Origin of the sequence: Methanosarcina sp. (assembly GCF_028693135.1) — an archaeon.
In the GTDB taxonomy this organism is placed as follows: domain Archaea; phylum Halobacteriota; class Methanosarcinia; order Methanosarcinales; family Methanosarcinaceae; genus Methanosarcina.
In genome coordinates, this window is record NZ_JAQUVZ010000070.1 from 1 (window position 1) to 14,165 (window position 14,165).

Annotated in this window: 10 protein-coding genes and 1 pseudogene; 4 read left to right on the plus strand and 7 right to left on the minus strand. The window is 45.1% G+C overall.

Going from position 1 to position 14,165, the window contains the following annotated elements; all coding sequences use genetic code 11:
* Positions 1 to 603: pseudogene (locus PHF18_RS17275) on the plus strand (cobaltochelatase subunit CobN); the annotation flags it as partial.
* A gap of 425 nt (positions 604 to 1,028) precedes the next feature.
* Positions 1,029 to 5,573 (plus strand): cobaltochelatase subunit CobN, encoded by a 4,545-nt coding sequence (gene cobN, locus PHF18_RS17280; protein ID WP_300104896.1) that lies wholly within the window; start codon positions 1,029 to 1,031, stop codon positions 5,571 to 5,573.
* Between the two features lie 119 nt (positions 5,574 to 5,692).
* Here cobN and tsaA read toward each other — a convergent pair whose 3' ends face one another.
* From tsaA to PHF18_RS17295, 3 genes are all read right to left on the minus strand, one after another.
* Positions 5,693 to 6,130 (minus strand): tRNA (N6-threonylcarbamoyladenosine(37)-N6)-methyltransferase TrmO, encoded by a 438-nt coding sequence (gene tsaA / locus PHF18_RS17285; protein ID WP_300104898.1) that lies wholly within the window; start codon positions 6,128 to 6,130, stop codon positions 5,693 to 5,695.
* A complete protein-coding gene (locus PHF18_RS17290) occupies positions 6,123 to 6,758 on the minus strand; it encodes an FmdE family protein (RefSeq protein ID WP_300104907.1) in 636 nt (211 codons plus the stop codon). Before PHF18_RS17290 ends, tsaA begins: the two co-directional genes overlap by 8 nt.
* A 783-nt stretch (positions 6,759 to 7,541) precedes the next feature.
* Positions 7,542 to 7,691: a hypothetical protein gene (locus PHF18_RS17295; protein WP_300104900.1), complete on the minus strand. Its 150-nt coding sequence runs from the start codon at positions 7,689 to 7,691 to the stop codon at positions 7,542 to 7,544.
* A gap of 413 nt (positions 7,692 to 8,104) precedes the next feature.
* Here PHF18_RS17295 and PHF18_RS17300 point away from each other — a divergent pair, with 413 nt between their 5' ends.
* Both PHF18_RS17300 and PHF18_RS17305 read left to right on the plus strand, forming a co-directional pair.
* Positions 8,105 to 8,986 carry a winged helix-turn-helix domain-containing protein gene (locus tag PHF18_RS17300; RefSeq protein WP_300104902.1) on the plus strand — a complete coding sequence of 294 codons (882 nt, stop codon included), beginning with the start codon at positions 8,105 to 8,107 and terminating at the stop codon, positions 8,984 to 8,986.
* Between the two features lie 86 nt (positions 8,987 to 9,072).
* The gene (locus PHF18_RS17305; protein WP_300104903.1) at positions 9,073 to 9,996 is read left to right on the plus strand and encodes a ribose 1,5-bisphosphate isomerase; all 924 of its coding nucleotides are present in this window, start codon (positions 9,073 to 9,075) and stop codon (positions 9,994 to 9,996) included.
* A 104-nt stretch (positions 9,997 to 10,100) separates the two neighbouring features.
* Here PHF18_RS17305 and PHF18_RS17310 read toward each other — a convergent pair whose 3' ends face one another.
* The 4 genes from PHF18_RS17310 to pyrH form a co-directional block, all read right to left on the minus strand.
* Entirely contained in the window at positions 10,101 to 10,763 is a 663-nt protein-coding gene (locus tag PHF18_RS17310; protein ID WP_300104909.1) for an ABC transporter ATP-binding protein, read from the minus strand.
* Between the two features lie 73 nt (positions 10,764 to 10,836).
* Positions 10,837 to 11,952 (minus strand): ABC transporter permease, encoded by a 1,116-nt coding sequence (locus PHF18_RS17315; RefSeq protein WP_300104904.1) that lies wholly within the window; start codon positions 11,950 to 11,952, stop codon positions 10,837 to 10,839.
* 70 nt (positions 11,953 to 12,022) lie between these two features.
* Positions 12,023 to 13,207 (minus strand): hypothetical protein, encoded by a 1,185-nt coding sequence (locus tag PHF18_RS17320; RefSeq protein WP_300104906.1) that lies wholly within the window; start codon positions 13,205 to 13,207, stop codon positions 12,023 to 12,025.
* Positions 13,208 to 13,411: 204 nt separating this feature from the next.
* The gene (pyrH, locus tag PHF18_RS17325; protein ID WP_300104911.1) at positions 13,412 to 14,113 is read right to left on the minus strand and encodes a UMP kinase; all 702 of its coding nucleotides are present in this window, start codon (positions 14,111 to 14,113) and stop codon (positions 13,412 to 13,414) included.
* Positions 14,114 to 14,165: the final 52 nt, after the last annotated feature.

Consider the following 14,165-nt stretch of genomic DNA (forward strand, 5'->3'; position numbering starts at 1 on the left):
AAGCAGAACAATCCCGATGCTTACCAGTCGATAACAGCCAGAATGCTCGAAGCTGTCAGGCATGAATACTGGAAACCTTCGGACGAGGTTATCGAAAGCCTCGCAAAAGAATATGAAGAATCGGTAGCTGAAAACGGAGCTTCCTGCTGCCACCATACCTGTGGAAATCCGCTACTTCACGAGTTTGTAAGCGGGATGGTATCTGTCCCTGGCTATGTTGAACAACTGAAAGCAGCAACCCATGCTGAAACTCAGGAAGCCCCAGATGAGGCTCAGAGCAGCAGCAGTAGTAGCAAAGGGCATCAGACGAGCGTTGCCGAAAAACTCAACCAGACTGCTAAAGCAAATTCCGAATCCTCGGACAGCAATCAGACTGTTCAGGACTCAGATGCAGGATATGGTTTGGATTCCCCAGACCCTGCTCCTGATGTCCGCAAAGCGGCAGATCCCGACTATGTTGAAGGCTACGAGATGCAGAAAGATCCGGTCGAAGAAGCTGAAAACAGCGGCATGTCCTTCTCGGGATCTGATGTTATCGGGATTCTTTTCGTGATGGTGGCAGTGGGTGGAATCTATCTCGGATTCCGTAAAAAGAAGATGTGAACCTGTCTGGAAGAAAGGAGTTTTCATTTTATGCTCTTTTCTTTTCCTTTTTCTTTTCTTCCTCCATTTCTTCCCACACTGTTGTTATCTTCACGGCTAATATCTATTACCCAAAATCGCAGTTTTTTATGTAAGTAAAGTAAAATTGCGTTCAACGAATCCTGTATGTTTGTGTTTTGAGGTGAACAGTTGATAATTTATTGAGGCGATAGCTATCTAAAACATATTTTAATGATCTAATTTGAATGGTGTTTTTCCCTATCTTAATTAGTAAAGTTTACTTTCGTTGTTGATTTGCTGTGGACTTTTATTTTTCTGTATTTTCAAACCGAAATTTAAAAGTTTCCTGCAAGCAGCATACAAAATCAATACCGCTATAAGTTTTTTTTCACAGTGATATACTTAATTATTCTGGAGTAGGAATTATGAAAGAACAGTTGAATAAAAAAAGAGACCCTCTAAATAAAAGATTTAAGGCTTCCGGACTGATTATTTTAATCCTTTTAATGCTGTTTTCTACTTCCCCGGCGGCAGGAAGTGAATCCATCCAGTACGAACTTGTTGCCAACACTACAAGTGATGCTGAAGGCAACTACCTGCTTTCCGGGATTCCCGACGGAAACTATACGCTTGTTGCTCTTTACAACGAGGACAAATGGCGTCGGGCCGACGAACAAATCCAGGTTCAGGGGACGGACCTTTTGTTGAACCTTGATACCTCAAGCAGGGACATTGATGCAAATGAGTCCCAGGCCCTTCTTGACCTGCCTCACAGTGGGGTTGGCCTGACAGGAAGTGCTGCAATCAGCGGGCTCACCCGCCAGAAACAGATGGGAGGCGACCCTATATCTCTGGGGTTCACAAACGTTCTTTTGTTGAGGGAAGTGGTAAAAGAAACTCCGGTGACCCCCATCACTGGCCAGCATCTGGACATTGCAATTGTGACCGGGTACCGGAGCCATGAACTTCCCCTCAAAAACCTGATGGAGGATATCAACAATAACGGCAGCCTGGACCTGACTCTCAGCTGTTTTATGGCTGACTACGTAATGGAAAATAACGTTGACCTGAGTGGGATGGACATTATCTACATCAACATGCTCAGCCCCTCAACCGCCCAGAAACTCACACCGACGGTGGATGAAGCGATTGCAAGTGGGTGCGTGGTTATTGACGACGACACCTTACTGAATGAGAGTATCCCGCTTTCTGCAGACCAGGTAGAGGGCTACAGGGAAAAGCTGAACAATTACTGGCTTAACGGGGCTTATGATCAGAGCAACCTGAAAAACCTTCTATTCTGTATCGCTAAAGACTGCTGCGGCAGGTCTGACCTCCTGTACGAGGACCCGCACACGCTTCCTGAAAGGGCGATCTACCATGCGAACATGACAGGTTACTTTACCGATTCTCTGGATACCTACCTTGCCTGGTACTCTAACAGAAGTGATGGAGGGCATGCCTACGATCCGGCAAAGCCCACCGTTGCAATTACCATGTACCAGAGCTATTTCCCCTTCCAGATTGAGCCAATTGATGCTCTGATCTCTGAACTGGAAGCAAGGGACTACAATGTTATTGCCACTTACGGGTCGGATTCCCTTTCCTCCGGGGACTTTTTCAAGCAGGGGGATGAAGTCCTTGTGGATGCGATTATTTCGTTTACGTACTTTGGCAACAAGTTTGATGCTGAAGAGCTCGATGTGCCTGTAATCAACGGCATTGTTAACAATTATATGAACAGAACAGAGTATGAAGCCAGCAGCAGCCCGCTTCCTGCAGATAAGATGATGAAGCTTGATATGCAGGAACTCTGGGGGGCGATTGACCCGGTAATAATGGCTTCAACAGAACTGGACTCCGAGACCGAGACCGAGGTGTCAGTTTCAATAGACTATCAGGTGGACTGGCTCATTGACCGCGTCGAAAGCTGGGTGAACCTCGGGGAAATTCCGGAATCCGATAAAAAAGTTGCTATAATCTATTATAACCACGGAGGGGGAAAGGATAACATAGGAGCTTCCTATCTCGATGTTGTCCCCAGTTTGTCCAGCCTTCTTGATTCTATGGCTGCCGGCGGATATACCCTGAATGAAAGCCAGGTCCCTAACGAGACCGAACTCCTTGACCTGATGCTTACTCAGGGGATCAACATAGGGACCTGGGCCCCGGGAGAACTTCAGAAACTGGTTGATACAGGCAAAATCGCTCTCGTTCCGGAAAGCACCTATGAGGGATGGTTTTTGGAGCTTCCTGAAGAGAGGCAGCAGGACGTCATTAACCAGTGGGGCCCTGCACCCGGGGAGATCATGGTCTGGGAAAACGAAAGTGGAAAATACCTCGTAATTCCAAGAATCGAGGTCGGAGAGGATGTGCTTCTGGTTCCACAGCCTTCAAGAGGCTGGCTTGATGACAACGAAGCTCTCTATCATGACAAAGATCTACCTCCTCACCACCAGTACATTGCCTTCTACCTCTGGCTCCAGCATTCCTCTGAAGATGGGGGAGTTGGCAGTGATGCTCTGGTCCACTTCGGCAGGCACGGGACTCAGGAATGGCTGCCTGGAAAAGAGTTCGGGCTTTCGCGGTACGACTGGCCTTCCCTTATGATCGGAGATTTGCCCGTAATTTATCCTTACGTTATGGACGGGCTTGGAGAAGGTAATGAGGCAAAACGCAGAGGAGGGGCAGTCATCGTTGACCACCTTGTCCCCCCGATTATTTCAGCAGGAAGTTATGGGGCTTACGCAAACCTGAGTGAGGCTATCCGGAACTATGATCAGGCAAAGGTAGACGAATCTTTGAAATCAGCCCACAGGTCTGAGGTTTTAAACCTGACCCTGTCTCTGTCCCTGGATGACAAATTCAACATGACAGAGGCGGAAAATAACGAGACTTACTTCAATACCACTTTCCTGGAAAGCCTTGAGGAACTGCTGGAGGATTATAAGAGCCAGTCAATGCCTTACGGGTTGCACATCCTGGGCACAAGCCCGAAAGGGGATCAACTTGTTGGTATGGTAAATTCCATGCTCGGCACTGATTTTGCTGACTCGGTAAATGAATTCAATGAAACCGAAGGTGCCCAGCTCTATCTGCTGGATCTTGTCCTGAACCAGGGCGTTAATTCCACGGATGCTCAGATGCAGGTGCTCGGGACAGGCAATGAAACTGTCACTAACTTCCTTTCCAGTGCAGAAGAATATGCTGCAAATCTGGCTCTTGGGGAAGAGGAAATCCAGCAGGTCCTCAATGCTCTGGATGGCAGGTTCATCCCAGGGAATCTGGGAGGCGACCCTGTTAGAAACCCTGAAACTCTGCCTTCGGGAAGAAACTTCTATGCTTTTGACCAGCGGATAGTGCCAACAGAAGCTGCCTGGACGCTCGGGCAGGAGATGGCTGATCAGATGCTTGAAGCCTATGTTGCCGAGCACGGGACATATCCGAAAAAGGTAGCTTACATTCTCTGGGCCGGGGAAACCACCAGGCATGAAGGAGTTATGGAAGCAGAGATCTTCTACCTACTCGGGGTCAAACCTGTGTGGAACAGCGGCAGGATAGTTGATGTGGAAGCTATCCCCATGGAGACCCTGGGCAGGCCCAGAGTTGATGTGGTGATTCAGATTTCAGGTCTCTACAGGGACATGTACCCTGGCAAAGTGGTCCTGCTGGACAAAGCCGTAAAATTGGCTTATGCTCAGGAAGATTCCCCCAACTATGTCCGGGAAAATGCTGAAGCTCTGAAAGCCTCTTTGATGAGTGAAGGTTCCCTTAATGAAAGTGAGGCGCTGGATCTGGCTCTGCTAAGGATTTTCGGGTCTTCGAACGGTGCCTACGGCACAGGTCTTCCTAATGCGGTCTCTGCAAGTGATACCTGGGAGAGCAATGATGTGCTGGCAGACCTTTACATCAGCAAGATGTGCAACGCCTACGGAGAAAACGTCTGGGGTGAAAACCTGAGGGGCCTTTTCGAAAAGAACCTTGCAGATGTTGAAGCCACAGTGCACAGCCGGAGCACAAACCTCTACGGGACTCTGGACAATGATGACTTCTTCCAGTATATGGGAGGGCTGAATCTCGCAGTCAGCTCCGTTTCGGGTGGAAAGTATCCGGATTCATTTATCACGAACATGCTGACCGGAGGAGATGGGAAAATTGAAACTCTGGAAAAGTTCCTCACAAGGGAAATGTACTCCCGCTATTTCAACCCGAAATGGATTGAAGGTATGCAGGAACATGATTATGCAGGAGCCCGGGAAATGGGAGGCTTCATTGAGAACCTCTGGGGCTGGGAAGCCACAAACCCGGATTTGATCAGCGATGATATGTGGAATCAGGTGTATCAGACTTACATGGCAGACCAGGAACTCAGCGATTGGATCAAGCAGAAGAATCCTTATGCATATCAGTCTATGACGGCAAGGATGCTGGAGACCGCTCGCAAAGGCAGCTGGGATGCCTCGGATGAGTTACTCGAAAGCCTGGCTGCGGAATACGCAGAGTCCGTGGTCGAAGATGGGGTCACCTGTTGCCACCATACCTGTGGGAACCCCCTCCTCAACAGCTACGTATCGGGCCTGGTCTCAGTTCCCGGTTTCAGTGAGGCAATTGAAGCGGCTACACAGGAATCCCTTGAACAGGAAGAGCCTGAAAAACACAGTAGCAGCAAAGGGCACCAGACGAGTGTTGCTGAAAAACTCAATCAGACTGCAAGCAACGGGGAATCAGCCAGCAACCAAACTGTTCAGAATTCCGATTCAGGCTATGGGGTAGATTCCCCGGAACCAGCCCCAGAAGTCCGAAAGGCCGCGGACTCTGATTATGTTGAAGGCTATGAGATGACGAAGGAGACCGTTGAAAATAAGGATGGAGGAGGTATGTCCTTCTCTGGCGCCGACATCTTTGGAACCCTCTTTGTGGTGGTAGCAGCCGCTGGAATTTACCTGGGATTCCGTAAAAAGAAACTGTAAATGAGGTTTGAAAAGGGGTAATCCCCTTTTTCATCTTAAAAAAGGACTTTTTATTCTTTGATTTTTGACTTACTTTGATTTTTGACTTCTCAATTTCCTGGATTTATTTTTTGTCCTTTTCATTCTGTAAGTTCTTCTTTCGTTTCTTCAATTTCTTTTAGATAAGGCTTTATATCCAGCACAGGTGTCCCGTCGATGGCATCAAGGCCTTTTACATGGAGGACATTACCTTCGACTTTTAAAAGCTCTACAATGGTAAGCCCTATCCCATTAGGGCGGAATGGGCTTCTGCTTGCAAAAACTCCGGACATCTCCCCGTCATAGCGGCGGCGGTGGATTAGTTTATACCCATTTGATTTACTGAAATAAAAGAGGATATACAGTTTTTCAAGCTCTTCTACTCTGTAAAGCCCCTCTACCAGGTCTTTTCTCAGGATGATTTTTGAAACCTTCTGGTAGATTTCTTCATTATACCCCGGTTCAAGGTATTCATTCTCAACGTATCCTATAGGGGTAAACTCGACTTTTTTGGGAATTGTCTCCGTGTTTTCACTCATCTTTTGCCTCAAAACAGGAGATGCAGACTATTTCTCCGTTTTTCACCCTTCCCAGGGGCTCCATAAAGCCTTCTCCGCACTTGCTGCATATCAGGGTAGGATAGATTATGGCTTTTTCCGGAGGCTCGATTTCTACTTCACTGACACGGAAAAGTTCCTCTTCCGGCATTTCCAGAACTCTCTGGCTTTTTGCTGCGTGGGAAACCCTGAATTCCTCTGCCTCTTCAGGGCTTGCAGTGCCTGCTCTCAGTTTTGCGAAGAGTGCCGTGTGTTTTTCGTCCTGGGGGAGGACATCGGGTTTCAGGGAAATTCTCAGGGCTTTTTTATCCCCTCTCTTGAAAAATGTATATATGTGTTTTCCGTGTTCTTTAAAGATGAGATTTCCTTTCCCGCAGGTACAGCCGTTTATTGCCTGGATCGCATCCACTGAACATGATCGGTTTTCCACAATTGCAACAAGTTCTTCATCTTTACTCCTGTCCTTAAAACGTTCTGCAGCCAGCATAGCTACTCTGTACCCTATAGAAATACCGGGGCAGATATGTCCGTGGAACTTTACAGCAGTATCAAAATTAGCGTTATTGAAATCCAGGTTTTCAGCTCCTACTTTAATTATTTTTCCTGATATATCCGATTAATTTAATTAAGCATTTTCATATTCTCTGACTACTATTTATATATTCTGTATTTCATTGATATTACAAAGAAATAATGAAGTATTAATTACAAATCGATTACTGGCATTGTTTTAAAAGGTTTCAAAGTTGTGATGTACTCTACCTCTATGCACTTTTTTATCCTCATGTTCCGCAGACATCAGGGAAGTCGGACCCTCACTTTAACTTTTTATTTCTGGCTAAATATCTTTGTGGCGTTTACCGTCCTTGAATTTATCCGCTTCTATGTGGTATTTTTAGAAATAGAAAAAATAGCTGGAGAGTAAAAAAAGCCAAAGAGGTAAAGGCGATAGAAAAGAGGCGAAAATTAGAAACGACAGAAAAAACAGCAGAGGGTGTAAATTAATCAGGCAATTATTGACTCAGTCAATTATGTAAAATTTTTCAGTAAAAAGAGTTCATGCTCTACGTTATTTTATAATTAGGATAATAGGGACCGTAATTTTCCGTTCAAAGGTCCCTACTGATGATCCAACCCCATTAGACTGAAAGTAAACCCTTTAACTCTCAATCTCTATCACTTTTTATGTTTTCGACTGAAAGTAAACCCTTTAACTCTCAATCTCTATCACTTTTTATGTTTTCTAATCATATATAATAAACGATATGAAATATTGTTTACTATTCAAATTGTTCATGCTCTTACTTTTTTTAGCTATCTTTAAAATATTTGTTTCAATCAAATTTTTTATTCGCATTAAATATTTCAAAACCGTTGTAAATAATCCATAACCTTACTCTTCATTTCTCTTTAAATATTTATTTAAAGATTTGACACTCAACAATTTAAGTTTTTTCATCTTAGCTAGTTCAAATCTGGTTTTCAGGCTTCCAATTTTTCCAATCTGCCCCTTCCCAATTGATACCTTCGCCAATCCGGACACAAATGGGCAAATTTATTTGGATCAAATATAAACTTTTTTCAAAATTCTGATGCCTGATAATACCAGATACAAATTTTTTATGGATTAAAACTCTTCTAAAATATTGGTGCTAGTATTGGGAGCCGTTTGCCACCTCTGATTCGACTCCCAATTGTGTGATTCAACCCTACGATTAAGAGAAAACCCCTTAACTCTTAATCGTCAACTTCCTTTTTATGTTATAGAGGTATATAACCTATACGACCTTAAAATTTACTTCTCGTTAAATTATTTAATGGCCTTAAAATCAAGCTCTTTTGACCTGAAACTTATATCTGACCTCCTCAATTATAATCATTTTTGACTCTGTAATATTTATTTGGGTTTTTATTCTTCTGTTCACACAATCAATTGTGTTTTTGTTATGCAGATAGGTGGCAATTGCCAGTTATTTGCTACTGTTTTTTGAAAAAAAAGCTGAAAAATTCGAAAGATACTTATCAAGCGTTTACATATATAGCAAAAACATGAATAGCCCACTTCTCGAATTAATTTTTTTATCTGAAAAAAGGAAGGATCTTATTTTATTTCTGAATAAGGGTCCAAAAACGATCGAACAAATAAAAAAATATATGAACTCTAGTGCTGTAGCTGTCCTTCCTCAGCTAAAAAAACTAAGAGATGAGTCTCTGGTATTCAAGACAGATGATGTTTACATCCTGTCTCCTCTTGGCGTAGCAGTAGCTGGAAGAATGCAAGCAGTGGTGAATTTATTAACTGTTTTTGGCAATTGCTATGAGTACTGGGCAAACCATGCAATTGATTGCATACCCCTCTCTTTAAGGAGCAGGATTGGGGAGTTGTGTAACTGTACGTTCTCCGAACCTCCTGACAGGACCCGCCTCTTTGAACCTCACAGGGAATTTGTGGAAAACCTCGCCATATCAAAACGGATAAATGGTATTGCCTCCATTTTCCATCCGCTTTACCCATCTTTTTTTCTTACTTTAGCAAAAAAAGGAGTGGACATATCTATTCTTGTAACCCGGCCGGTTTACGAGAGAATAAAAGAGGAATATCGAACTGAATTTCGAGAATTTATAAATTTCCGGAATGCATGTTTCTATGTATGTGACGAAAAAATAGAATTTTCTCATGCTGTCACTGACAGTTTCCTCTCTCTAAGTCTTCCTTTTTCTGACGGCACTTTTGACCATAAACAGGATGTAATGGGTTTCGACCCCGTTGCCCTTCAATGGGGAGAAGACCTTTTTGCTTACTACAGGGACAGATCAGAAAAAATAACAGAGATCTGAATCTAAATGAATCCGGGGCTTTATCTCCTGAGATCGGGAGCTACTGGAAGATAGCTATAAATCGGGCTCTGACTATCCTTTATATTATGGAAAAAGTTAAGGAAACCGCAGAAAAAATCCGGACAATGGAAATCCGGGGCGCAGGCAGGATTGCAAAAGCTGCGGCTGAAGCCATCAGGGATTATGCTGCAGGGCTGGAGGTAACTTCAATGGAGGAGTTTAGTTCCAGCATCCAGGAAGTTTCGAGTTTTCTTATAAGTACCCGTCCTACAGCCGTTTCCCTCCCGAATGCCGTAAAACTTGCTTCGAGATATTCTTCTGGAAATGTAGAAGAAGCAAGACAGGAAATCATCAAGAATGCAAACATTTTTATCGAGAGAGCGGATCGCGCTCTTGAAAAAATAGGGAAAATCGGGTCAAGAAGAATTCAGGATGGAGACGTTATTATGACCCACTGCAACTCTCATGCCGCTCTTTCTATCATCACTACAGCTTTTGAAGACGGAAAAAAGATTTCGGTTATCGCCACCGAAAGCCGTCCAAGACGTCAGGGCTTATTAACAATCCGGCACCTGAATGGTTTTGGTATCCCTACAACCCTTATCGTGGACTCTGCCGTACGTTACTACATGAAAGATGTGGACAAAGTTATTGTTGGGGCTGACGCAATTGCAGCCAATGGAGCTCTTGTAAACAAAATCGGGACTTCTCAGCTTGCTCTTGCTGCCCATGAAGCCAGAAAGAGTTTTATGGTAGCTGCTGAGACCTTCAAGTTCAGCCCGAGCACCATTGTAGGAAATCCCATCGAAATCGAAGAAAGGACTGCAGATGAAGTAGTCGATCCTGCAATTATTGCAGACCTCTCCCATGTGCAGGTAAAAAATCCGGCTTTTGACTTTACCCCTGCGGAATACATCGACATGATCGTAACTGATATTGGAATTATCCCCCCGGAGATGGCATATACTGTCATAAAAGAGCACCTGGGCTGGGAAATCGGAGAAATTTGAGGGGTAAAAATAATTCTTAAAGGTTTTTCACTGATTTATTTCTCTTTATTTTTTCCTTTTTTCCTTTTTTCTGCTCTTCGCTTCTTTTCTCTTCCTTATTGCCTTTAATTATCTTTGATCAGCCCGTCCGTAATCCTGAGCACCCTCGAACATTCCTTTGCAACCTCGGGATCGTGGGTAACCACAAGAATTGTCTGCCCCTTTTCGCTCAACTCCTTGAATGTGCGGACAATGGAATCCCGGGTTTTACTGTCCACCTCTCCGGTTGGCTCATCTGCAAGAATCAGAGCAGGTTTATTCGCGAGTGCCCTTGCAATAGAAACCCTCTGCTGCTCTCCCCCGGACAGCTCTGAGGGCCTATGATTGAGGCGATCTCCAAGACCAAGGTCTTCAAGCAGGGATTTTGCCCTTTCTTTTCTCTCTTTTTTTGGCACCCCGGAAAAGCGCATTGCAAGTTCCACGTTTTCAAGGGCAGAAAGTGTAGGGATCAGGTTGTAGTGCTGGAAAATAAAACCGATTTTCTCTCTTCTCACGCGGGGAAGCAGTTTTTCAGGCACAGATGTCAGGTCTGTCCCATCAAGGATAACCTTTCCGTCAGTGGCTTCTTCAAGTGTGCCGATCAGCGCAAGAAGGGTTGATTTCCCTGAACCCGAAGGTCCCATGATGGCAAGGAACTCTCCTTTTCGTACGGTTATGCAGGCACAGCGAAGGGCATGGATAGGGATCTTGCCCCGGATATAGGTCTTGGAGAGGTTTTCAACCTGCATGATAACTTTCTGTCCTTCGTTATGTCCATCAGTTCCGGATTTTTTTGCCGACATCAGGCCCCCCATTTTTTCTTCAGGCATGTTTCAAAGCCTCCATAGGACTCATTTTTGAAGCTCTATAAGCTGGATAAAGTCCGGAAAGAGCGCCAATCAGCAGAGCAAAAACCATGGCAATTATAAGAAGCCTGGGAGTTATCAGGAAAAGCACGATCCTTGTCGTTTCAAGCCAGGCATTCATGACATACACAGCCACAACACCAACCAGGATTCCAAGAATCCCACCCAATAAGCCCATTAATGAAGCCTCTCCGAGTGTCAGGAGCAGGATGTCCCGGGTTTCTGCGCCTATGGCTTTCAAAATCCCGAATTCCCGCGTCCTTTCTGCAACAGACATAAGCATCGTATTCATCACGCACAGCCCGCCTATGATTGCTGCAAGGAGCCCTGAACTGATCGTTATTACGCTGAAAATCATGAAGGACTGCTTTGCCTGCACCTCAAGTTCTCCCGGAGAAAGGGTGCTTGTGCCTTTTACGCTTAACTCGATGCGTTTTGAGAGCATCTCGGCATCCACCCTCTCGTCAGGCACGGCAAAGATGTAGGATACCGAATCGCCCACATTATAAAGGTCCTGGGCAGTTTCAAGGGGAATGATCACAGCATTATCAAAGATTGAGCCGGTATAATCAAGGATTCCGACGACGGTAAAATATTTGTCATGGATTTCAAATTTGCTTCCTTCCTGAAGTCCGTATTCTCTTTTGATGTTGTTTCCGACGACCACACTGTAGGAATCTCCCGGATTGAGGAAGCGGCCTGCTTTCAGCTCCACAGGATTAAGGGCAACGCTGGACTTTTCAGGGGGGACGCCGAGGATCTGTTTTCCGGTCATGCCCATCTTGTCTTCATCAAAGGTGGTCATCAAAAGCCCGTAGGCATCTTTTACCCCGGCTACACGAAGCACGTCGCTTACCTTATCGTCCTCGAGCCCTCCTCCAAAAACCCCGCTTTCAGCAAAAACCCGGATCTTGTCGCTGGTTACACTCATGGAACGCTCAAAAGTCTGGTGGAAATTCTCAGACATGGCACCCATAACTATAACTGCAAAAATCCCGAGGGCTATCCCGCAGATTGTCAGTGCGCTCCGGACTTTCCTGTTCGTTATGTTTCGGATGATCAGGTCAAACATAATGATCTCGCATAAGTATGCATTTTAAGCTGTCAGTTTAAGTTGTGTATTGAACTTATTGAGATGCCTATCACACTTCTTTTTTCCCTCTCCTTTTTCTTCCCGAAAAAACCGCAAAGCACAGGAGAATACCAAGGGCTGCCTGAAAACCGAAGGCTGGAGATTCTTCTGAGGGGTTTATCTCGGCTACGGGCTCAAAAACCCTCAGGACTGTTTCATGGCTGTCCATGACTTCGCCTTCCAGGTTTAGCACATAGATCTTTACATTATAGTCGCCCCTGGGAACCCCCTGCCAGATAATTCCTACGGTATCTTCCTGTCCTGCGGTCAGGATATCTGCAGTTTCTTCAAAGACCTGCACATCTCCTTCTTCAGGAGTCAGCACGACCCTGATAATCCCATCAAAAGGCACCTGGGATTTCCCGACTATCGTAACGCTTGCCCCATATTCGTCTACGTCGATGTCCGTATCAAGGAGTTCTACTTTTTCTTCTGCCTTGAATTTCGAGGTATAAGCCGTAGTAATGTCAGGAGAATGGGAATGCACCTTCAGGAGAGCCGTGTAATCTCTGTCTTTTTCGAGAAGGAAGGGCCAGGTCATTGCTTTATAGTATGCGTCTGTCACAGGGACATTTTCCAGGCTTTCAGAATATATGATGTCCGTGCCGGAAAGGAGTTTCAGGTCCAGGTCCACCACGCTGGGCTCAGGCATCTGAACGAATCCGAGATTTGCGGAGCTCATAAGGGTTATCAGAACGGAAGCTTTTTCGGAGTCTGCAGAGAAATCCACAATTTTGAGGGTTGAAAGATACTGGTTTCGGTAAGAAAATGAAAGTTTCCGGGACTCAAGAGTTTTGCTTCCGTCCTTTACAGAAAGCTGTGCTGTATAGGATTCCTTATCTTTTTTAAAGTCCTCTTCAAGTCCCCAGAAAAGGACTTTTGTGATCTCCTGCCCCCTATCTACGGAGCCAAGCTGGAAGGTCTCTGATTTCAGGATTTCTTTTCCTGAGCTCAGGGTAAAAACAAGGGAAACGTTCTCAAGGGGCTGTTCAAACCTGACCGTTGCATCGCTCAGGTCATGGTCTGAGAAAAAATCAACAATAAGGGGACTTTCTTCTCCGGCAATTGTCCCGTTCATTGCTCCGGATACAGGACTTGCCTGAACACAGAAGAAAGTCAGGAATACGATTAAAGATAATAAACGAAAAGTAAACTCTCTCAGTTTTAAACAGTTCTTTTTTTCCGGCAGACTCAAGCCCGGTCCCTCCTTCTTTCCAAAAGCTGCCTGGAACCAGACTCGGTAAACTATCTGGTTCTCTGCAATATGAATATATGCAGGAACCTCTATGTTTAAGTTTTGATGTGTTTTTTGTGTTTTTGATGAAGACTTTGTATTTTTTGATATCCTGGAGAAGGGCTCAAAAGCCCAGGAGTCCAGGTTTTTTAGGGTCCAGGCTTTTTATTTTTTTACTGTAATCCAGGTCCCGCAGGATACCGGTGATTTTTTGGCTGCCTCTCCGCCCAGAATTTCTCCAAGCAGGGCAGGGTCCCGGGCATCCATAACAAGGGCGTCGAGCTTGCAGCGTTCGATGATCTTTGCGGCTACTGGGTCTACAGGGGATTTGGAGCCTGCCTTCATCTCAATTGCCATGACTATGCTTATGAGTTTTTCAGGAGAGATTATGTCATATTTTACTGCGCTCGAGTCACAGTTGGGGTCTGATGAATAAACTCCGTCAATCGAGGTTGCAATTGTCAGCAGGTCTGCCCGCAGATATTCTGCAAGGATTGCAGCTACAGCGTCAGTGGTCTGGCCGGGCGTAACCCCACCCATTACCACGACTTTTCCTGAGTTCATAGCTTTTGAGGCTTCAAGATAGTTTCCAGGAACCTCAGGGTATCCATCGGGTCCGAGGGCTGCAATAAGCAGTCTTGCGTTCAGGCGAGTGATCTCAATGCCTATGTAGTCGCAGGTTACTTCATCTGCCCCCATGGCCCGCACAGCATCTATGTAGTTCCGTGCCGCTTCTCCGCCGCCAGTTACTACCAGCAGCGTATGCTTTTTTGAGATGTCGCGCAGGACTTTTGCGTATTTTAAAAAACGATCCGAATCAAGATTTTTTGCGAGAATTGAACCGCCTAATGAGAGTACTATGAGCATGATGATCTCTACACATTGACAATTCGGATTTTTAAATGTATCGCTGATATTT

Bases quoted from the DNA above. Each gene is read 5' to 3' on its own strand.
- cobN (WP_300104896.1), top strand. From the start codon at position 1,029: ATGAAAGAACAGTTGAATAAAAAAAGAGACCCTCTAAATAAAAGATTT.
- tsaA (WP_300104898.1), bottom strand. From the start codon at position 6,130: ATGAGTGAAAACACGGAGACAATTCCCAAAAAAGTCGAGTTTACCCCT.
- PHF18_RS17305 (WP_300104903.1), top strand. From the start codon at position 9,073: ATGGAAAAAGTTAAGGAAACCGCAGAAAAAATCCGGACAATGGAAATC.
- PHF18_RS17310 (WP_300104909.1), bottom strand. From the start codon at position 10,763: ATGCAGGTTGAAAACCTCTCCAAGACCTATATCCGGGGCAAGATCCCT.
- PHF18_RS17315 (WP_300104904.1), bottom strand. From the start codon at position 11,952: ATGTTTGACCTGATCATCCGAAACATAACGAACAGGAAAGTCCGGAGC.
- pyrH (WP_300104911.1), bottom strand. From the start codon at position 14,113: ATGCTCATAGTACTCTCATTAGGCGGTTCAATTCTCGCAAAAAATCTT.